The sequence below is a fragment of the Paenibacillus salivarius genome, from assembly GCF_051307165.1.
Classification (GTDB): Bacteria; Bacillota; Bacilli; order Paenibacillales; family Paenibacillaceae; genus Fontibacillus.
The window spans coordinates 1,349,071-1,367,917 of record NZ_CP195592.1 but is presented as its reverse complement, the minus strand read 5'-3'; the positions used below and the strand labels follow the sequence as shown (position 1 = coordinate 1,367,917).

General features: G+C 50.5%; 19 protein-coding genes and 2 pseudogenes. 10 read left to right on the top strand and 11 right to left on the bottom strand.

Translation table 11 applies throughout. The features are described from left to right. Positions 1–23: 23 nt before the first annotated feature. The 4 genes from ACSFXJ_RS06055 to ACSFXJ_RS06040 all read right to left on the bottom strand — a co-directional run bounded on the left by ACSFXJ_RS06055 (position 24) and on the right by ACSFXJ_RS06040 (position 4,497). Entirely contained in the window at positions 24–1,469 is a 1,446-nt protein-coding gene (locus ACSFXJ_RS06055) for a DEAD/DEAH box helicase (protein ID WP_435924305.1), read from the bottom strand. Between the two features lie 155 nt (positions 1,470–1,624). After that, a complete protein-coding gene (locus tag ACSFXJ_RS06050) occupies positions 1,625–3,139 on the bottom strand; it encodes a hypothetical protein (RefSeq protein WP_435924304.1) in 1,515 nt (504 codons plus the stop codon). Positions 3,140–3,237: 98 nt separating this feature from the next. Next, positions 3,238–4,014, bottom strand: a complete 777-nt coding sequence (locus tag ACSFXJ_RS06045) for an SDR family NAD(P)-dependent oxidoreductase (protein ID WP_435924303.1) — start codon at positions 4,012–4,014, stop codon at positions 3,238–3,240. Between the two features lie 27 nt (positions 4,015–4,041). Next, positions 4,042–4,497 carry a chemotaxis protein CheX gene (locus ACSFXJ_RS06040; RefSeq protein WP_435924302.1) on the bottom strand — a complete coding sequence of 152 codons (456 nt, stop codon included), beginning with the start codon at positions 4,495–4,497 and terminating at the stop codon, positions 4,042–4,044. 200 nt (positions 4,498–4,697) lie between these two features. Here ACSFXJ_RS06040 and ACSFXJ_RS06035 point away from each other — a divergent pair, with 200 nt between their 5' ends. Both ACSFXJ_RS06035 and ACSFXJ_RS06030 read left to right on the top strand, forming a co-directional pair. Beyond that, on the top strand, positions 4,698–5,600 hold the full coding sequence (locus ACSFXJ_RS06035) for a LysR family transcriptional regulator (protein WP_435924301.1): 903 nt from the start codon (positions 4,698–4,700) through the stop codon (positions 5,598–5,600). A 28-nt stretch (positions 5,601–5,628) separates the two neighbouring features. Continuing rightward, positions 5,629–6,438 carry a histidinol-phosphatase gene (locus tag ACSFXJ_RS06030; RefSeq protein ID WP_435924300.1) on the top strand — a complete coding sequence of 270 codons (810 nt, stop codon included), beginning with the start codon at positions 5,629–5,631 and terminating at the stop codon, positions 6,436–6,438. A 123-nt stretch (positions 6,439–6,561) separates the two neighbouring features. Here the strand turns inward: ACSFXJ_RS06030 and ACSFXJ_RS06025 are convergent, their stop codons facing one another. From ACSFXJ_RS06025 to ACSFXJ_RS06010, 4 genes are all read right to left on the bottom strand, one after another. Then, positions 6,562–7,125, bottom strand: coding sequence for a GNAT family N-acetyltransferase (locus ACSFXJ_RS06025; protein WP_435924299.1), 564 nt, complete (start codon positions 7,123–7,125; stop codon positions 6,562–6,564). 41 nt (positions 7,126–7,166) lie between these two features. Beyond that, positions 7,167–7,850, bottom strand: a complete 684-nt coding sequence (locus ACSFXJ_RS06020) for a potassium channel family protein (protein ID WP_435924298.1) — start codon at positions 7,848–7,850, stop codon at positions 7,167–7,169. Between the two features lie 65 nt (positions 7,851–7,915). Then, entirely contained in the window at positions 7,916–8,644 is a 729-nt protein-coding gene (locus tag ACSFXJ_RS06015) for a DUF1361 domain-containing protein (RefSeq protein WP_435924297.1), read from the bottom strand. A 79-nt stretch (positions 8,645–8,723) separates the two neighbouring features. Continuing rightward, positions 8,724–9,224, bottom strand: a complete 501-nt coding sequence (locus ACSFXJ_RS06010; protein WP_435925686.1) for an N-acetyltransferase family protein — start codon at positions 9,222–9,224, stop codon at positions 8,724–8,726. A 65-nt stretch (positions 9,225–9,289) separates the two neighbouring features. On the opposite strand from ACSFXJ_RS06010, the gene ACSFXJ_RS06005 reads away from it, so the two are divergent. Continuing rightward, positions 9,290–9,598 carry an MGMT family protein gene (locus ACSFXJ_RS06005; protein WP_435924296.1) on the top strand — a complete coding sequence of 103 codons (309 nt, stop codon included), beginning with the start codon at positions 9,290–9,292 and terminating at the stop codon, positions 9,596–9,598. Positions 9,599–10,276: 678 nt separating this feature from the next. Here the strand turns inward: ACSFXJ_RS06005 and nagZ are convergent. Together nagZ and ACSFXJ_RS05995 are read right to left on the bottom strand one after the other, a co-directional pair. Further along, positions 10,277–11,587 (bottom strand): beta-N-acetylhexosaminidase, encoded by a 1,311-nt coding sequence (gene nagZ / locus ACSFXJ_RS06000; RefSeq protein ID WP_435924295.1) that lies wholly within the window; start codon positions 11,585–11,587, stop codon positions 10,277–10,279. Beyond that, positions 11,584–12,126, bottom strand: a complete 543-nt coding sequence (locus ACSFXJ_RS05995; protein ID WP_435924294.1) for a hypothetical protein — start codon at positions 12,124–12,126, stop codon at positions 11,584–11,586. The genes nagZ and ACSFXJ_RS05995 overlap by 4 nt, the downstream gene beginning before the upstream one ends. A gap of 167 nt (positions 12,127–12,293) precedes the next feature. Here ACSFXJ_RS05995 and ACSFXJ_RS05990 point away from each other — a divergent pair, with 167 nt between their 5' ends. The 6 genes and pseudogenes from ACSFXJ_RS05990 to ACSFXJ_RS05965 form a co-directional block, all read left to right on the top strand. After that, positions 12,294–12,875 carry a bifunctional transcriptional activator/DNA repair enzyme AdaA gene (locus ACSFXJ_RS05990; RefSeq protein WP_435925685.1) on the top strand — a complete coding sequence of 194 codons (582 nt, stop codon included), beginning with the start codon at positions 12,294–12,296 and terminating at the stop codon, positions 12,873–12,875. Position 12,876: 1 nt separating this feature from the next. Beyond that, complete coding sequence (locus ACSFXJ_RS05985; protein WP_435924293.1) at positions 12,877–13,413, top strand: methylated-DNA--[protein]-cysteine S-methyltransferase; 537 nt, start codon at positions 12,877–12,879, stop codon at positions 13,411–13,413. Positions 13,414–13,677: 264 nt separating this feature from the next. Further along, a complete protein-coding gene (locus ACSFXJ_RS05980) occupies positions 13,678–15,036 on the top strand; it encodes an IS4 family transposase (protein ID WP_435922015.1) in 1,359 nt (452 codons plus the stop codon). Positions 15,037–15,377: 341 nt separating this feature from the next. Further along, positions 15,378–15,596, top strand: a complete 219-nt coding sequence (locus ACSFXJ_RS05975; protein WP_114496979.1) for a helix-turn-helix domain-containing protein — start codon at positions 15,378–15,380, stop codon at positions 15,594–15,596. A gap of 258 nt (positions 15,597–15,854) precedes the next feature. Continuing rightward, the gene (locus tag ACSFXJ_RS05970) at positions 15,855–16,349 is read left to right on the top strand and encodes a hypothetical protein (RefSeq protein ID WP_435924292.1); all 495 of its coding nucleotides are present in this window, start codon (positions 15,855–15,857) and stop codon (positions 16,347–16,349) included. 158 nt (positions 16,350–16,507) lie between these two features. Next, positions 16,508–17,022: pseudogene (locus tag ACSFXJ_RS05965) on the top strand (class I SAM-dependent methyltransferase); the annotation flags it as partial. On the opposite strand, the gene ACSFXJ_RS05960 reads toward ACSFXJ_RS05965, so the two are convergent. Continuing rightward, positions 17,000–18,358 (bottom strand): IS4 family transposase, encoded by a 1,359-nt coding sequence (locus ACSFXJ_RS05960; protein ID WP_435922015.1) that lies wholly within the window; start codon positions 18,356–18,358, stop codon positions 17,000–17,002. The pseudogene ACSFXJ_RS05965 and the gene ACSFXJ_RS05960 overlap by 23 nt on opposite strands. A gap of 141 nt (positions 18,359–18,499) precedes the next feature. On the opposite strand from ACSFXJ_RS05960, the pseudogene ACSFXJ_RS05955 reads away from it, so the two are divergent. Then, a pseudogene (locus ACSFXJ_RS05955) lies at positions 18,500–18,838 on the top strand (class I SAM-dependent methyltransferase); the annotation flags it as partial. Positions 18,839–18,847: the final 9 nt, after the last annotated feature.

Genomic DNA, 18,847 nt, shown 5'->3' with positions numbered 1-18,847 from the left:
ATCGGCTCCCCCCAACATTTTCTTTACTTTCGGTTTTGCTTCTCTTTCAGCCACTTCGGCGCCCCTTTATTCTTGCGATTCTGCTCGCCGCCTTGCTTCGGTTTGCGGTCGTTCTTCCGCGCTCCCGCAGGCGAGGCATTCCGGGAAGCCCCTTGGCTGCTCCCACCCGGACGCCGGCCGGTTTCATCGTCCTTTTCGGCTCCCCGGAGGATCATGCTGCTCAGGGACGGTCCGCGTTTACCGGAAACTCCCGCAGAGCTTCCGCGACGGGCTTCTTCATCTCCCCGTTCGGTTCCCGGGGACGGACGTCCGCCTTTGCGAGGGGCCGCCGGCGCTTCCGGATCCACCAATTCCCCGCCGTATAAAGCCTTCTCGGCAATTTCAATGCCGAGCTCCCGGGCGAATTTACGGATGATAAACTGTTCCTTCGGCGCGAGTATCGAAACGGCCAGTCCGTTGCGGCCCATCCTTCCGGTACGTCCGACCCGATGCACGTAGTGCTCCGAATCGATCGGCGGATCCAGGTTGACGACAAGCGACAGATCTTCGATATCGAGGCCGCGGGCCGCCACATCCGTAGCTACGAGCACGCGGATTTTCCCTTCGCGGAATTTGCGGAGCGTCACGCTGCGGGTCGTTTTGTCCGCATCTCCATACAATGCGCCCGCGCTTAAACCGACATAGTTCATCTTGGCTTCAACCTCCGCGATATCCGCCGTGTTGTTGATGAACACGATCGATCTTGCCGGATCAAAGTGCCTGATTACCCGGCGAACCATATCGATCTTGTCCCGGTCGCTGATAAAATACAGATGCTCAATGCTTTTCGAGGTCCGCATTTCCGGTTCGATTCCCACTTCCACGGCGTCCCGCATTTCCTTGCCGGCCAGCGCCCGGATTTCCGGATTAATCGTGGCGGAAAGGAACATCAGCTGCCGTTCGCGCAGCGTTCCGCGCAACACCTGCTCCAAATCGGCCGTGCCGCCCAATTGGAACATCTGGTCGACTTCATCGACGACGACCGTCCGTACCGTATGCAGCTTCAGCTTTCGCAAAGCGACGACCTCGCGAATCCGGCCGGGGGTCCCGACGATAAGCTGGGGATGCTGCTTTAAACGTTCAAGCTGCCGTTTGATGGCCGCTCCGCCGATGAGAGCCTGTACCCGGATGCCGAGCGGCTCCCCGTACTTCTCCGCTTCGCGCACGATTTGCATCGCCAGCTCCTGCGTAGGAGCAAGCACGAGGCCTTGCAATGATTTGGCCGCGGGATCGGTATTTTGCAGCAACGGAAGCAGATAGGCCAGCGTTTTGCCGGTTCCCGTCTGCGACTGGGCCAGCACATCACGTCCCTTCAGCGCGGCGGGTATGCATTCGGCCTGTACGGGGGACGGCTCCGTAATTCCGAAGTCCGCCAGTCTTGCCGCAAGCTGTTCTGTGATGCCGAGTCCGGGAAAAGTCGTTTTCGTCATTGTAAGTTCATCCTTTGTCGTTAAAAAATCAATTATTTCCATTATATGCGAAAAACCCGATCCAACCAAATCCGTCTTCGCCGCACCCGTTCATACGGGCAGTAAAAAAGCGCCCCTCCCTTGTCGGAACGGGCGCTTGATCCATTACATTACAATTATAAGTCCGTCAAAAAGAGAGCATTCTCCGCGTCGTATACGTTAATTACTTTGTAACCCTCATAAGATTGGACCATCGCCAAAGCCCAATACAGCGTCGGTTTTCCTTTGATTTCATCCTTCAAATAAAAGACCCGGCTCTCGTCGTATCCGCCGAACTTGACGAGTTCGTCCATCTTCCCGGCCACTTCGGCCGGGAGCAGCGCTTTGCCCGCATCGTTAAGCTTCAGCTTGTCCAAATCTTTCCCAAGCGCCACATACCTGGAAAACAGCTCGTCCTGCATTTCCGAGATGCTGATTTCCGGGCCTATGGACATGAAGCCGAACGCGGTTTCTTCAAAAACACTGTCGTCGAGCAGCGCGTCCGAATACACTTCGTTTACGGCGTTTCTCCGCATTTCGCTCTCCTTATCCGGGGTAACGGATGCGGCGCCACCCTTCTTTTCCTCCGTCGTAGCCGTACCCGCTGCATCTTCCTGAGGAGGCAGATTCAAAGACTCGATCATTTTCGCGATTTCATCCTGCCAGTTCGATGGTTGCTCATACATCACGGCTCCTGACGTTTCACTGACCTCGGTCGGAGGATAAAATTCATAAAGCCGATCCCCGTTAAACAAATGAACAATGTAGGAGTTCGGATCCATCACCGCCTGCCGGCCGGCCAGCGTGACTTCTTCCCCGTAGACATCCCTGTCCAACTCGGTCTTCGGCGTCCATTGCTCGAACCTCGCCGATTTATTCGCAATCAGGAGAGATTGGCTTTCAGGGCGGAAAGACTGCGAATCGGCATCGTCATGATAGCTGACCATGATCCGGAACGTTTCCTTTCCGTCATTCACAAAATAGTCCGGTACCCGGTAATTGTCCAAATGAAGCTCAAAATAGGACTTATACTCCGAATCCGTCGTCATTCGTTCCGCGATATCGATCAGTTCATCCAAAGAATAGGTCGATCCCGAGAAATTCATGACCAGCGAAACCGAGTCCATGCCGTAAACGTAATCTCCGTCGATAAAAACGATTTGTTTCCGGCCGTCCGGGGCGGCCAGATATTCTTTTCCGCCTTCCGTCATGCTCGTAAATCCTTGCTCTTTATATTGTTCGTAGACCTTGCCGTCGTTCGGCTCAATGCGGATGTTCAGCGGAATGCCGCCGGATTTGCTTTGACCGTCTTTCCGGTTCTCCAGCTTTAATTCCAGCATGGTCAAAGCCTGTCCGTCGATGGACGCCGTGGAAACCGGATAGTTATGCCACCCTTCTTCCATCGCAGGCAGTTTGATCTCCTTTAGGACATCGTTCAAAAGCTGTGCCTGATAAGGTACGGCATTTTTTACATAATGTATATCCTTGTCTTTTAAGCTCTCCGTTTTTGCGGTGTCTTCCCCTTCATTGTCCGAAACCGTCTCTTGAAGGGCAGGCTCGTTATCCGCTTGCTTCACCGTTCCTCCCTTGCCGCAGCCCGTGCCTGCCATAGTTACCGCCAACAACACCGTTAACATTTTCAGCCATTTCATGATGATCTTTCCCCCGTTTTTGTTTACTTTTCGATAGATATATGTATATGGAAGCATGCTTCCGGAATTAAAAAAACGGCTGATCATCAGCCGCTTCGTTACTTTTTGTTTAACAAACGATAACTGAGCCGGTCCGCCAAACGCGGAAACAGCTGATACAGCTTGGCTCCCGCTCCCGCAATCCACGGTAGGTTGATTTCGGTCGTTCCGGAGCGAACCGCGGATACGATCGCTTTGGCCACTTTTTCCGGCTTCATCATAAACCATCCCACATTGGCGACATAATGTCCTTCCGGGTCGGCGACATCGAAGAAAGGCGTATCGATCGGTCCCGGATTGACGGTGGAGACGGTAATCCCGTACTCCCGCAGTTCCTGCCGCAACGCGCTGCTGAAACCGAGCACCGCATGCTTCGTCGCCGTATACGCCGTCGATTTCGAGGTGCCGATCTTGCCCGCGATGGAGGCAATGTTCACGATTCGACCCGAGCGCGCTTTCTTCATGCCGGGAAGCACGGCTTTGGTGCAGCGCACCATCCCCATGTAATTGACATTCATCATATCGTTAAATTCCTGCAGCGGCATCTCGTCAAAATAGGTAAATTTGCCGTAACCCGCATTGTTGACGAGGACATCGACCCGGCCGAATTCGGCGTAAATTCGCTCGAAACCGGCTTCGACCGAAGCGTCGCTGCCTACGTCCATTTCCACCTGCAGGCAAGGCCCCATCATCCCTGAACTGACGGCTTGAAGCTTATCCGCAGTTCTTGCCGCAATGACGACGGTGGCTCCTTGTTCGGACAGCATTTGCGCGGCCAAAGCCCCGATTCCGCTGGAAGCTCCGGTTACGACGATCACTTTATCGTTAAGCGCCATCGCCCTAAGTCCCGCCCTTCAGTATTTTTATGAGATCATCACTTGGATATCCAACTCGCCGATTCCATCCATAAGCAAAGGGATGCAGAGCGCTTTTCGCGGCGCGCCGCCCGATTGTTCCGGTTTGATGACTCGAGGCGGGGTGATATCGACGGCGTACCCTTGATTCGACAAAATCGTACTGGCGTTACCGCTGATCATATTGCCCAATTCGGAGATGGCGCTCTGGCCGATTTCGTTCATTTCGGTCAGCACGAACCCTCCCATCATCGAGGATGCGATCTGCAGAGCTACCGTTTCTTTTAATCCGAAAACAACCATGCCGCTGAAATGGCCAGTCATATCGATCTCGATCCAAATATGATCCTGAACCGGAGTAATATCCTTCACACCCAGGTTCCCGGTTGCCGGAGAGACCTGAATTACCTGTTCAATTACCGATCGTGCAGATTCCAGAAAAGGATTAATTACTTCTGCTTTCACAATTACGCCTCTTTTCATCTCGAAGTAGTAGCATAACCCGCTACGAAAGTCCCGTAATATGATGAAATATATTATACTTTATTCCCAGAAATAAGTCATCAAAAATCGAATCATGCCGTTTTCGGTCTCATTGCCTTAGCCGGGAAAAATCCTCTATAATTAAATATTAATATGAAATTCCTAGGAAAGGAGGATGCCGGGTGAACATCAGCCAATTGGAAACGCTCATTACCATCTCCAAAACGAAGAGCTTTCGCAAGGCCGGAGAATTGCTTAATTTGACCCAGCCCGCCGTTTCCGCCCAGATCAAAAGCCTGGAGGACGAATTTCGGACCGTGCTCGTTGACCGCAATCAACCCGTCACTTTGACCGACCGCGGGCAAGTATTTCTTGAAAAGGCGGAGCAAATACTGGATATTGTCGAAGAATTGAGACAACAATTGTCCGACCTGGATCACACGCCGCAAGGGCATATCGTCCTAGGTACAACGACATCCATCGCGATCCAGATTTTGCCGAGGATCTTGTCTTATTTTCAAGATCAGTTCCCGCTGATCAAAACGACCATTCAATCGATGCCCTCCAGCCTCATTTATCAAAACGTGGAGCAAGGATTGGTCGATATCGGCATCGGTTACCTGATTGAAAACAATCCTCAGGTGCTATCCAGCGTGTTGTATTACGATACGTTCGAACTCGTTGTGGCCCCGAACCATCCCCTGGCCGCCCAAGCGATCCCGACGCTGGATTCCTTGCGGGACGTTCCGTTAATCATGCTGTCCCCCGACACGGTCGGCCGCAGGTTTGTGGACGAAGTGTTCAAAACGCATCAAATCGAGCCTCATATCGTCATGGAACTCACCAGCAGCGAAGAAGTGAAACGAATGGTGGAGATCAACCTCGGCGCCGCCATCATATCCAGACAGTCCATTCTTCGGGAGCTTAGACAGGGCTCTCTCAAAGTTGTATCCATCCCAGAACTGGAGGTCACGCACCCTGTCGGCGTCATTTACAAATCCAGCAGATACGTTAACTCCGCCATGCAGCAGTTTCTCGGCGATTTGAAAGGAATGCCGGAAACCCATTTTATCAGTTCCGAGTAAAAAACCAACAGAAAGAAGGAGCGACAGCATGAAATTTGATTTGCATACGCACCACTTTCGCTGCGGCCATGCCGACGGCAATATCCGCGACTATGTCGAGGCAGGTATCGCCGCGGGATTATCGGTCATCGGCATCAGCGACCATACCCCGTATTTCGGAAATCCGGAAGATCATCCTTTTCCTCACATCGCCATGGCAAAAAAAGATTTTGCGGGTTATGTGGAAGAAGTGCTTAAGCTGAAGCAGGAATACGCCGGTAAAATCGACGTCCTGCTCGGAATCGAGTCGGATTATTTTCCGGATCACGCCGAAACTTACCGCGAGGTGTTGTCCCAGTATCCGTTTGATTACGTCATCGGCTCCGTACACAGCGTAAACGAAGTCAGCATTTTCAATAAAAACCGCTGGAAGAAGCTTAGCGAAGCGCAGCGGATTGCCGATAAAGAAACCTACTATGCGCTGATCCGGGAATCGGCCCGCAGCGGCATGTTCCAGATTCTCGGGCACATTGACGCCATGAAGGGGAATTACCCGGCTTTCTCCGATATTCCTGCAGACGCAGCCATCGACGAGACGCTTCGGACGATTGCCGATCATAAAGTGGCGATTGAAATCAACACTTCGGGCAAGACGAAGCTTTCCGGGGGATGGTACCCTTCCGACGCCATTTTGGAGCGGGCGCTGCATTTCGGCGTCGATGTCACCTTCGGCTCCGATGCTCATACGCCGCAGCGCGTAGCCGACGAATGGGACGAGGTTGCCAAACGCCTGAAGGAAATCGGATTTTCCGAATGGGTTTATTACAAAAATAAACAAAGGGTTGCCGTCCCGTTATAAAACCGGGATGAAAAAAAAGGGAACCCGAGCAAAATGCCGGATTCCAAAGAGACAAATATATTCAAAAGGGGGTCATGTAATAAGTGTACCCTCTCTCTATTAGGGATTGATCACAAGTATATTTCATTTGTGTAACAAATGCCCCTCTACTAGGGGACGGGCGTCCTTCCGGCTTAACATGTAGCTGTTCAGCCGGTCGCCGACTTCCCCGTTCAAGCGAAAACCGCATTTCCGGAGCACTTGCTCCGAGGCCGGATTCCCGATCGCGCATCTCGCTTCGATCCGTTCCAGTTCCAGCGTGCCGAATCCGAACGAGATGACCGATCCGGCCGCTTCGGTCGCAAAGCCTCTGTTCCAAAATTCCGGGGAGATCAAATAGCCGAGTCTGGCTTTTCCGGTCTCGGGTACCCAAAATTGCAAGGAGCATAACCCGATCAACCCTTTCTGTTCCTTCCGTTCGACGGCAAAATGAAGGTCGCGCAAGCTGAAATACGTATCGTCAAAGTACCGGAACAGTCGGGAAGGAAACATCAGCGTTCCTTTTTGGAAGGACGTATGGCGGCGAACGAGGGGATCGGTAATGCAGCAATACAACGCCTCGGTATCATCGGCTTCGATTTTTCTCAACCGCAAGCGTTCCGTTTCAAGCAAGGGAAAATTATCCCGCAAAAGCTTTTTTGCCTCCACTTCGATCATCTCCTTTACCGGGATTCAGGCGTGCGCATGCATCAAGCATCCAGTTCCCCGGAATCCTCCGGCTGGCCGGTTTCTTTTGTCATTTTCCCGGACGTCTCATCATTCTTTTCCTTCAAAAAAATGTTCCTGAACACGCCGATCATTGACAAAGCATAGGCCACCGTAATGAAGCTGAAAAAAATCTCCATGACCACTACCAGGCGCGACGTATTGTCCACGGGCATGACATCCCCGTAACCGACCGTCGTAAACGTGGCTACGCTGAAATAAAAGAAGGTGATCACCTGGGACAGAGTCCCCTCCCCCAAATTATCCCCGGTAAAACTGCCGTCGCCGAACAGCTTGTAAATCGAAGTATAGACGACCGTAAAAAACACGACGCAGCTGAGTGCCGCGATACTGATCCGGATGACGGCCGATTTCAGGCTTACCTCGCGCTTCAGGGCGGATTTTGCAATTTCACGGAAAATGTACAGGATGTAAAACACGACGGAACCAAAAACAAACAGCAGGATCACTGCCCTTAGCGTACCATCCGATCGCAGCACTGCACGGAAATCGACCCATCCCAGAAGATCCTCCAGCGAGATCGCGACATACACCAGAATCGGCGCTAGCAAAAGCACCCGGCTGCTTATCCTTTTGTCCAGCACGTAAAAAAGAGCGGCGAGCAGCGCCAGTCCGACGGCATTGATCCAAAGGAGCCATGATTGCATCAAAACCCTCCTCCCGATAGGTTGTTAGCGAGGGAATCCTGATCATCATTACCCAATTCACCGGATTAAGCATCCGTCCGTTGGCGCAAAGTACCGAACAAATATAATATAGCGTAACAAAACAAGGTAATTATAAATATCCATTTGCAAAAAACCATCGCATGCCTGATATTTTCGAGGCTCGAGAAATATTCGGCGATATCCTTCAGCACTTGACCGGGACGGTGCAGAATATCCCAGCTGTTGAACCGGATAAAGCGGCCGAGGTATACGCCGAAGCTGCTGATGAACAGTACGCCAACCGCAAACGTCCAACCGGCAAACCGCCCGAAGGCCCGGCGGACCAGGGCATGAACGGAACCGAGCGACACCGATCCCAAAGCCAAACCGAGCAGGGCCACCAGAAGCACGGTAAACAGATGATCCCAAAACAGCATATCCCACCAAAACCGATTCGAAGAAGAAACCGGAAAGCGCGCGAACGGATGCAGCAAGTCCGTAACCATATACGCCGCATTGGGATAAAAGAACAACCAGACCGCGCCGGTCCCAAGCAACAACAGGCCTTTCAGGACCCGGCTTTTCATCAGGCTGAGGATATCCAGGGCCACGGCAAGCCCCGCCGGAATCCAGGCCAAAAACGTGTTCCATATCAAAAACAGATAAGGCGGCCTTCCTCCATCCGGGAGACGCACCTCCATCACGTATTTCATTCCGATCACGGTGCCGATCAATAATACGGCGTATAAGTACAGTTTGGCCGGATAACCCAATTGCCGCAGCTGCTGTTGCATCCTATTTCCTCCCTCCGACGATCCGTATCCATATCTTTTTCAGAGCTACAGCCTATATACGTACGGGATCGGACGATAGTTACGACGGGAGCAGTTTGGCCATGTACAGTTCGTCGACAAACCGGTCTTCCAGTCGAATCGAATCTTTCTTGACGCCCTCTACTTCAAAGCCCATCTTCTTGTACAAGGCGATGGCCGCTTCGTTATGCGCCATCACCGTAAGCTCGAGCCGATGCAGTTGCTTGGTCTCCGCCCAGCGGTACAGCTCCGCAAACAGCCGGGTTCCCACGCCTTGCCCCGAGTAGGCTTGGAGTATGCCTACGACAAGGTGGACCGAATGCCTGTTGCGTTGGTATGAAGAGCCGTACGCGCCCACATAGCCGACCAGTTGCCCGTTCGCTTCGGCCACGAAGATCATGGAATTTCCGGAGTCCAAAAGCGACGCAAGGCGCTGCCGGTTTTCTTCCGGAGTTATACGGCGCTCACCGGGCGCAAGCAGCATAAAGCTTGTTTCATGATCCAGTCGATGGCTTAAATCCAGAAAGCCGTCGGCATCCTCTTTTTTAATGTATCTGATAATCACATCCATGTTCATATCTCCCTTCATCATGTAAAATAGTTTCAACATGTTTTTAGGAGGGTATCATGCAGCCGTTTACCGCGAAAGTGATTGAAGTCATATCCGCGATTCCCGAAGGGAAGGTCATGACCTACGGCCAAGTCGCCGGAGCGGCGGGAAGTCCGCGTGCCGCCAGACAGGTCGTCCGTATCCTTCACTCGATGAGCCAAAAATACCGTCTGCCCTGGCATCGGGTCATCAACGCTCAAGGCGAAATTGCGGTACGCGACGACGAGGCTTTTTTTGTGCAAAAGCTGGCTTTGGAAGCCGAAGGCGTCACCGTAAGCGAAAACGGGCGGATCAATCTCGCAGAGTTCCGGTACGAGCCGAGTTGACTGCATGCGGTGCGATCCGCCGCACGTATCGTCCGACTGCGTCCAGGGAACCTCATGCCGGGTCACGCGAAGTGTTACATCATGCCGCCCATGCCGCCCAAGACGCCTATTACGTGACCACGAATTTATCATGCTTTTCCCGGCCTATCACGCTTATCTTGCTTATATTGCTTACTATACTTATGGCACTTATGGCACTTATTGCACTTATTGCATTTATTGCACTTATCATACTTATCGCACTTACTTCACTTATCACACTTACCGCATTTACCGCATTTACCGCATTTACCGCACTACCACACTTACCGCACTTACCTCACTTACCTCACTTTTCGCACTTACCTCGCCTGCTCCAAGCTCTAACGGTTGCAGCAGCCGCTATTGCCTCTATTTACAGCATTTTTTATTCTAACGGTCGCCACGGGCCTTATTTGGCGATTTTGCCGAAGTTATGCCCACTTTTTGCAAAATAACGTCCCTTACAACCGTTACATTTTCATAACGTCTATTTTTGCCAAAATAACCGCCCTAGCAACCGTTACACTTTCATCCCCGCTCTTTCGCGTTCACTCAACAGCTGCCATCACTTCGAAAAGCAATGATTGAGCTTTAAAGTATAAGTATCCTAGCACCATCATAGGCTGCCCATGCCCCCCACTACCTGCTGCTACACGTTTACTGAAGACTGTACTTCTTTCGCACGTCCTTGATAGCGGCATTGACCGCCTTTTGGTCCGGCCCTTCCGCCGTATCTCCGCTCAGCTTATATTTCGCTTTTAGCTTCAAAATGGCGCCAACCCGCTCGTCCAGCATCTCTTCACTAATGCTCCCTTGTTCGACCGCCTCCGTGAGCGCCCGGATCACCGCCTCTTCCTTCTCGTAATCATGGCCGACCAAGACGATATTTCCGCCTGCGGCGATGAACTCGACTGCGGCTTGTTCGATGCTGTAATTTTCCGTGATCGCTCCCATCGTCATATCATCGGAAACGATAACGCCTTCAAATCCGAGCTCCTCCCGGAGCAGGTCATGGATGACCGGTTTGGAAAATGAAGACGGGTGATCGGGATCCAGCTTCGGCAGGAGCAAATGGGCGATCATGACCATATCCGCGCCACCCTCAATTGCTGCCTGAAACGGCACCAGCTCAAGCTTTTTCAACCGCTGTAGATCATGATTCACGACCGGCAGACCGAGGTGGGAATCCACCGAGGTATCCCCGTGACCGGGAAAATGCTTCACAACTGGGATAACTCCCTTGTCGCTCAAGCCTTTCATCGCGGCCAGCCCCATTTCGCTCACCCGCTCCGGCGTATTTCCAAACGCCCTGTCTCCGATCACCGGATTGTCGGGATTGCTGTTCACGTCCAATACCGGGGCAAAATCCAGATTCAGTCCGAAGCCGGACAGCTCATCCCCGATGATCCCGTAAAAAGCTTCCGCCGCTTTTGGATCCCCTGTACTCCCAATGCTTGCCGCAGTCGGTATTTTTGCGAATTCCTTAGGCATACGGGTTACCCTTCCGCCCTCTTCATCCACACCCAGAAGGAGCGGAATCGAATTGACGGAGTTGTCTTCCTTCAGCCGGTTAAACAGGGCCAGCGCTTGACCGCTATTTTGAATATTATCCTTATAAAAAATAAATCCTCCGACATGATACGTCTCAATCAGCTTTCGGGTATGCTCGTCCGGCTCGGTCCCTTCCATTCCGACGAGGACCAACTGCCCGATCTTTTCGGCCGTGGTCAGTTTGTCCAGTTGGTCGGCAATGGGATTCGTAGCTTCCTCTTGCGGTGGTGACGGTTCACCATTCTCCTGCTGCTGCGAACCGTTTGCGGAGGGGGATGACGGAGCCGGGTTCTGGCCCTGGTTCATGCCGTTCCCACCGGATTCGGGAGTAGCCGAGTTCCGGGATGCGCAGCCTGCGATCGTCAAAATCAGGATCAACGCCATCGTGCATATCATCCATTTTCTGTTTTGTCTCATGTTTCCTCCTGACCGGCATGTCTTCCTGCCGTTTCCCAGCGGTTCGCGTATTTTTGCAGCCGGGGATGAATAACGGATGGCTCCTCCGTGAGGATCAGCCGGATGTTTTTGATCCACTCTTCGAAAGAAGAGAAGGAAGCGAATAAATTGGCCGTTTCGGGCGTCAGATACAGAAAGTAGGGAGAAGGATATTTTTCCGCCAAAAAACGGAGCGCAGAGTCGATCGGCGTGTATTTTTTGCGTTTCCCCTCCCAACCTTCCACCGTAATATCGGAATGCTGCCGTGCCCGGCGCCAGTCATGAAGCTCGTCCTCTCTTTTGAAAAAAGAGCGCACCGGCTCTTTGGACATACGTCTTACCGTCTCCTCATGAAGGGGATACAGCACCAGCTTGCTGAAAGAGCGCTCCTCCAAAATCGAAACGGCGCGTTCCAGCTCCGCTTCGGACGTATTCTCGAAAGTATCGTAATAGATTAACGTCCCTTTTCGCTTGGCAACAGGCGGTTCATAGCCAAAGGGGACTTGAATATTTTGTCTCATGTTCGGGTTCCTCCGCATTTAAAGTGGATATTCTAGTTAAAATTACCCTGCCAGACTTGATTTATTCCATTATATCCCTAACAACTTGCGATTTCATTATCTTGCTTTTTCATCCTAAAATACGTACATACGTTCAGGCTAAGGGGTATAATGGGCATTGGAGGTGAATTGAAGTGGCCGACTTAAAAGTGACGGAAGAACACTGGCGGTCTATTATCCTTAACGATGCCGCCAGCGACGGGAAATTTTTCTATGCCGTAAAAACGACGGGCATTTTCTGCCGTCCTTCCTGCAAATCCAAGCCTCCCAACCGGGAAAATATCACCGTATTTCCGAACGCCGAACATGCCCTATCCGCCGGATACCGCCCTTGCAAACGATGCAAGCCTACCGGCCTGCGGCTTCCCGATGAGGAATGGATCTCGGTGGTGGCCGAATATATCGGCAACCATTATATGGAGGAGTTGAATCTGCAGTTTCTCGCCGACCTCGCCCATGGCAGTCCTTATCATCTTCACAGAACGTTTAAGAAAGTAAACGGGGTCACGCCCGTGGAATATATACAAAACGTCAGGATCGAACAGGCCAAATCCCGTTTGCTGACAACCACTCAACCGGTGGCGGAGATCGGCAAGCAAGTCGGACTCGCCAATACGCCTTATTTTATTACCTTGTTCAAAAAACTCACCGGCCTTACGCCAGCCAACTATCGAGCATCGCACGCTTCCGTACCGAAAGGAGAACTTTAATATGGGACAGAACGACCCGATTTACTGGAGTCATCTTATTAACGAAAATTGGAACCTGATTGTTGCCGCCGGAGATAACGGACTCTGCTTTGTGGGCTCCCAAGGGGCAGATGTTCAGGAACTGGAGGACTGGGCGAAGCGCCGCTTCCCCGGCCGCCCCCTAATCCGGGATGAAGCCCGGCTTCAACCCTTTGCCGACGAAATCGAAGCCTATTTGCTCGGCAAGCTCACGCACTTCTCTATCCCCTTCGAAGCCACGGGAACCCTGTTCCAGCAGGCTGTTTGGAAGGCGCTTTGCGACATCCCCTACGGGCAAACCGTCTCGTACTCCGATATCGCCCACCGCATCGGCAAGCCGTCCTCGGTACGAGCCGTCGGAACGGCGATCGGGGCCAATCCGGTGCTGATTACGATCCCGTGTCATCGGGTGATTGGGAAGAATGGGGGGCTTGCCGGGTACCGGGGAGGGCTTGATATGAAGAGCCGGTTGTTGGAGATTGAGGGGGGAGGGGGAGTAGGGTATGGTGGGAAAGCTTAGGGAAGTGTGAGTTTATGAAGAAGCAGCGGATATTGAATGGCAAGAAGGAAAGAGCCGCTTTCCCGAATTTGGGGAAAGCGGCTTTTTGTTTTTAAAGTTTTCCCATTAGTAACTCAACTTTCGCACCTTGAAAATTAGTGTTAAGCCTTGATATGACTAGGATTTCTTATTGAAAAATCTCGTTCTTGACAGAAAAACACCTTTCCGTTTGGTAAAATGGAAGTAGCTAAACAAACCATTCCAAACAGAAAGGTGCGTAACTCTATGGTACAACACAACTTCCTGTCTGAAAAGGGCCAAGAACGAATCTCGACTTTATTTTCCGCTTTGCAAATCGGACAACTGTTGCGCAAAGCCGGCATTTCCAAGTCGTTCGGATTGTCCAGTCTTGCCATCTTTCAGCTGATCTTTACGCTCGTGTTTGAAGGGCGCAATTGGTTTCGTCTTCTGCATAGCGACCGCCGCCAGTCGTTGCCTGGCAAAGATGTAGTCTATCGATTCTTAAACCATCCACGCTTTGCCTGGCGACGATTTTTGCATGCCTTGAGTCTGAAGGTCGTTCAGCATTTTGATTCCTTAACCTCTTCGTCCCGCGTTCGGACGTTCATCATTGATGATTCGGTTCTTCGCAGGGATCGCAGCAAGAAAGCCGAGTTGCTTGCCCGCATCTTCGATCATACGACGGGGAGATATGCTCGCGGCTACAACATGCTCACGCTCGGATGGTCGGATGGCTTCAGCTTTGCGCCCATCGATTTTGTCATGCTCAGCTCGGCCAAGCTGACGAATCGCTTTTGCGAGATGAAGGAACGTCTGTCCAAGCGTACCCAAGGCTACAAACGCCGCATCGAGGCGCTTTCACGCAAACCGGATGCCGTGGCGGCTCTGCTTGATCGAGCGATTCAGGCTGGATTTAGCGCTGACTTTGTCCTGATGGACAGTTGGTTTACCCAAGCGCCTCTGTTGCGTGAACTGATGGCGAAAGGTCTGCATGTCATTGGGATGGTCAAGGCGATGAAACAACGATACCGGTTCGACGGAAAAAGCCTGACGCTCCATGAACTGTATGCCCTGTTGCCAAAGCAGAAAAACAAAGAAATCCTTGGCTCGGTCATCGTTCAAACCGCCTGCGGTTTGCCGATCAAATTGGTCTTTGTGCAAAACCGCCATCGGCGGCGGGATTGGCTGGTTCTGCTCAGCACCGATTTGGCGTTGGAAGAGGCTGAAATCGTTCGCATCTACGGCATGCGTTGGAGCATTGAGACGTTCTTCAAATTTGCCAAATCGTACCTGAAGCTGGGAACGGAGTTTCAAGGTCGTTCGTTTGATATGCTCATCAGCCACACCACGATCGTGTTTACCCGTTATCTCGTAATGGAATGGGAACGCCGTCACAACAACGACGCGCGGTCGTTGGGCGGTCTGTTTTTCCTGTTTTCCGACGAAGTTCGAGACCTGGATCTCAAAACGGCTTTGCAGCATCTGATCGCATTTTTCATGGCGTTCACGGAAGCGAAATCCAAACGGGATCAGTCTGCCGTTGTATGTCAACTCCAGCAATGGATTGCGAGTTTGCCCAATTATATCAAGGCTTTGTTCGGAAAATTAAGCTGCGAAAGTTGAGTTAGTAATCTTAAAATTCAACTGATTCTTCATTGGATGATTCCATTAGTTTAGTCGGAATATCAAAAATAGTTCTCAGCGTCTTTATAAAGTATGTTTTTCCCAGACACTATTAAATCTCTGTTACAACTTATTTTTCAATTGCTGTCAGACAAGGTGTGTCAACGAAGTAGTGTTATACTTTTCATTCCAGTTCTCCCTTCCAGACGTATGTAATACTTACCATTAAGAATCTAGAAAAACTTCCGACACTTTCCGTATAAAATAGATTTTATGCGAAAAATGCATAAAACTCAATATGCAGTTTTCGCATAAACTAAACTTAGCTTGGGTGATGATTGATGTATAAAAGAATACGAGATTTGCGTGAAGATAGGGATTTGACGCAACAACAACTTGCAGACTATTTAAATATCTCTCAAGCAACCTATTCGCGATACGAAAGCGGAAACTTGGATGTACCGAGTTCCGTACTGATTCGGTTGTCGGAGATTTACAGCGTAAGTATAGACTACATTCTGGGTCAGACGAATATTTCCAAACGTCTCGATGGAAAATAACCCTGATCATTTAATGCTTCACTCTTAAATCCAAGAAAGGCAGCCCAAATTGATGCAATGGGTTTGCCTTTTGTATTCCTCTGTTTCTTTCTCAATTAACGTCCTGCAAATTTGTCCTGCTAAAGCTCGGGCCGCTTACTACTATCATGGTATCCCCCGCCGTTAAATCTTTTTCAATCACACAGATCTAACCGCACATCTTTTTATCCTGAAACAAAAACCTCCACCCTGTCGTCTGTTTAGGTGGAGGTGTTCGTTTTGAAAAAAATGCCATTTGTACTCCTTTTTTTAGCTCTAATGGGCTGTCAATCTGCCGATTTGGTTCCAACAAACAATATAACATATACGGAACCCGTTCCATCCGCCGCGTTAGACGCAGAAGCGGATAACGACCTTGTCTCCATACAGCTTTCTCTTCCGGAACAAGTGAAGGTGAATGAGTCTTTTACCATGGAGGCAGAGTTAAAAAATACATCCGCTCAAACTTTCGAAATTATGACCGGGAAGCCGGTATTTTATTACGTCATCCGAGACAGCAACGGAAACTCGGACCCTATTTTACGAACGGACATCGGCGTTATCCGTCCTCTGGGTCAGAACGAAACCATTTTAGAGAAACACTCGCATCGTTTTAAAAATCCTGGTGTCTATGAGGTCTCCGCCGTAGCCGAATTTTCACTGCTTGGTGAAGATGAAAGCAATCAAGTTTATAAAATTGAGACCGATCCAAAGAAGATTGAAGTGATCAAATAAATCTGTGCCAGGTTTAGGATTCCAAGATCATAAGTCGTCGATCAAACGCTCTCCACCTGGAACATTTTGGATAGATTTTCCCCTCGCAAAATGCTAGATTACTCTATAATTCATATACATTTAGGCTCATATTATTTTTGTTGGGGGGATGCTGCCGCATGGATAATAACTCCGGTTATAGAACAAACGTTATAGGCGCTGGCGAGGTGGGCCGTGCCGTCTCGGTCGACATGGACAAGAACGCTATACATAAAACAAACGCTACTTTTTGGGATACAAAAGGAACAGAAATTTTAGGAGCAACCTCTCTCCCGCTCTATGGCGCATTTGTCTCAGAAGAGAAATGCCAACTGTTTGGCGATGTCTCGGAAAAAAGCTACTTGAAGTAGGCTGTGGCAGCGGTCAATCCCTGCAATATCTGGGGGAACGCAAGGCTGGTGAACTTTGGGGTATGGATATATCCGAGAACCAACTCGAAAAGACAGCGCAGCTTTTAACATCATGCGGTCTTTCGGCCAAATTGATCTGCTCCCCCATGGAAGAGGAATGCGGCATACCGGAGAATTACTTTGATTTCGTTTATTCGGTGTATGCTATAGGCTGGACCACGGACCTTGAAGGTACTTTTCGCCGCATCGCTTCTTATCTTCTCAACTTTCGCAGCTTAATTTTCCGAACAAAGCCTTGATATAATTGGGCAAACTCGCAATCCATTGCTGGAGTTGACATACAACGGCAGACTGATCCCGTTTGGATTTCGCTTCCGTGAACGCCATGAAAAATGCGATCAGATGCTGCAAAGCCGTTTTGAGATCCAGGTCTCGAACTTCGTCGGAAAACAGGAAAAACAGACCGCCCAACGACCGCGCGTCGTTGTTGTGACGGCGTTCCCATTCCATTACGAGATAACGGGTAAACACGATCGTGGTGTGGCTGATGAGCATATCAAACGAACGACCTTGAAACTCCGTTCCCAGCTTCAGGTACGATTTGGCAAATTTGAAGAACGTCTCAATGCTCCAACGCATGCCGTAGATGCGAACGATTTCAGCCTCTTCCAACGCCAAATCGGTGCTGAGCAGAACCAGCCAATCCCGCCGCCGATGGCGGTTTTGCACAAAGACCAATTTGATCGGCAAACCGCAGGCGGTTTGAACGATGACCGAGCCAAGGATTTCTTTGTTTTTCTGCTTTGGCAACAGGGCATACAGTTCATGGAGCGTCAGGCTTTTTCCGTCGAACCGGTATCGTTGTTTCATCGCCTTGACCATCCCAATGACATGCAGACCTTTCGCCATCAGTTCACGCAACAGAGGCGCTTGGGTAAACCAACTGTCCATCAGGACAAAGTCAGCGCTAAATCCAGCCTGAATCGCTCGATCAAGCAGAGCCGCCACGGCATCCGGTTTGCGTGAAAGCGCCTCGATGCGGCGTTTGTAGCCTTGGGTACGCTTGGACAGACGTTCCTTCATCTCGCAAAAGCGATTCGTCAGCTTGGCCGAGCTGAGCATGACAAAATCGATGGGCGCAAAGCTGAAGCCATCCGACCATCCGAGCGTGAGCATGTTGTAGCCGCGAGCATATCTCCCCGTCGTATGATCGAAGATGCGGGCAAGCAACTCGGCTTTCTTGCTGCGATCCCTGCGAAGAACCGAATCATCAATGATGAACGTCCGAACGCGGGACGAAGAGGTTAAGGAATCAAAATGCTGAACGACCTTCAGACTCAAGGCATGCAAAAATCGTCGCCAGGCAAAGCGTGGATGGTTTAAGAATCGATAGACTACATCTTTGCCAGGCAACGACTGGCGGCGGTCGCTATGCAGAAGACGAAACCAATTGCGCCCTTCAAACACGAGCGTAAAGATCAGCTGAAAGATGGCAAGACTGGACAATCCGAACGACTTGGAAATGCCGGCTTTGCGCAACAGTTGTCCGATTTGCAAAGCGGAAAATAAAGTCGAGATTCGTTCTTGGCCCTTTTCAGACAGGAAGTTGTGTTGTACCATAGAGTTACGCACCTTTCTGTTTGGGATGGGAAGACTATCCACTTCCATTTTACCAAACGGAAAGGTGTTTTTCTGTCAAGAACGAGATTTTTCAATAAGAAATCCTAGTCATTTCAAGGCTTAACACTAATTTTCAAGGTGCGAAAGTTGAGTTATCTTAAAAAGGACGGCGCATTTATATTCAGTTGGTCTCACCCTATCCACAAATGTGTTGTTGCCGAGAATGATATGCTTGCTTTTAAAAAATGCTATTTCGATGAATCTTGGTATTCGGTATCCCTTGGTGAAAGTACGCTGTCCTTATCGGACCGTAAACTATCCACCTATGTGAATGCGCTCTCCAAAGCGGGATTTGTCATTGAGCGGATGATTGAGGAGTCGGAGGATGAATTGCTGCAAGCGCGGGGCGATCACAATGATTTTGCAAACAAAGCAAAGATGCTTCCCGTCACTTTTGTCATCAAAGCAAGGAAACTATAAGTGAAGATA

What these genes read in the sequence shown, in the direction of transcription:
- ACSFXJ_RS05980 (WP_435922015.1), top strand. Translation starts at nt 13,678, where the DNA reads ATGGTACAACACAACTTCCTGTCTGAAAAGGGCCAAGAACGAATCTCG.
- ACSFXJ_RS05975 (WP_114496979.1), top strand. Translation starts at nt 15,378, where the DNA reads ATGTATAAAAGAATACGAGATTTGCGTGAAGATAGGGATTTGACGCAA.
- ACSFXJ_RS06030 (WP_435924300.1), top strand. Translation starts at nt 5,629, where the DNA reads ATGAAATTTGATTTGCATACGCACCACTTTCGCTGCGGCCATGCCGAC.
- ACSFXJ_RS06045 (WP_435924303.1), bottom strand. Translation starts at nt 4,014, where the DNA reads ATGGCGCTTAACGATAAAGTGATCGTCGTAACCGGAGCTTCCAGCGGA.
- ACSFXJ_RS05995 (WP_435924294.1), bottom strand. Translation starts at nt 12,126, where the DNA reads ATGAGACAAAATATTCAAGTCCCCTTTGGCTATGAACCGCCTGTTGCC.
- ACSFXJ_RS06005 (WP_435924296.1), top strand. Translation starts at nt 9,290, where the DNA reads ATGCAGCCGTTTACCGCGAAAGTGATTGAAGTCATATCCGCGATTCCC.
- nagZ (WP_435924295.1), bottom strand. Translation starts at nt 11,587, where the DNA reads ATGAGACAAAACAGAAAATGGATGATATGCACGATGGCGTTGATCCTG.
- ACSFXJ_RS06050 (WP_435924304.1), bottom strand. Translation starts at nt 3,139, where the DNA reads ATGAAATGGCTGAAAATGTTAACGGTGTTGTTGGCGGTAACTATGGCA.
- ACSFXJ_RS06015 (WP_435924297.1), bottom strand. Translation starts at nt 8,644, where the DNA reads ATGCAACAGCAGCTGCGGCAATTGGGTTATCCGGCCAAACTGTACTTA.
- ACSFXJ_RS06020 (WP_435924298.1), bottom strand. Translation starts at nt 7,850, where the DNA reads ATGCAATCATGGCTCCTTTGGATCAATGCCGTCGGACTGGCGCTGCTC.
- ACSFXJ_RS06055 (WP_435924305.1), bottom strand. Translation starts at nt 1,469, where the DNA reads ATGACGAAAACGACTTTTCCCGGACTCGGCATCACAGAACAGCTTGCG.
- ACSFXJ_RS05985 (WP_435924293.1), top strand. Translation starts at nt 12,877, where the DNA reads ATGGGACAGAACGACCCGATTTACTGGAGTCATCTTATTAACGAAAAT.
- ACSFXJ_RS05960 (WP_435922015.1), bottom strand. Translation starts at nt 18,358, where the DNA reads ATGGTACAACACAACTTCCTGTCTGAAAAGGGCCAAGAACGAATCTCG.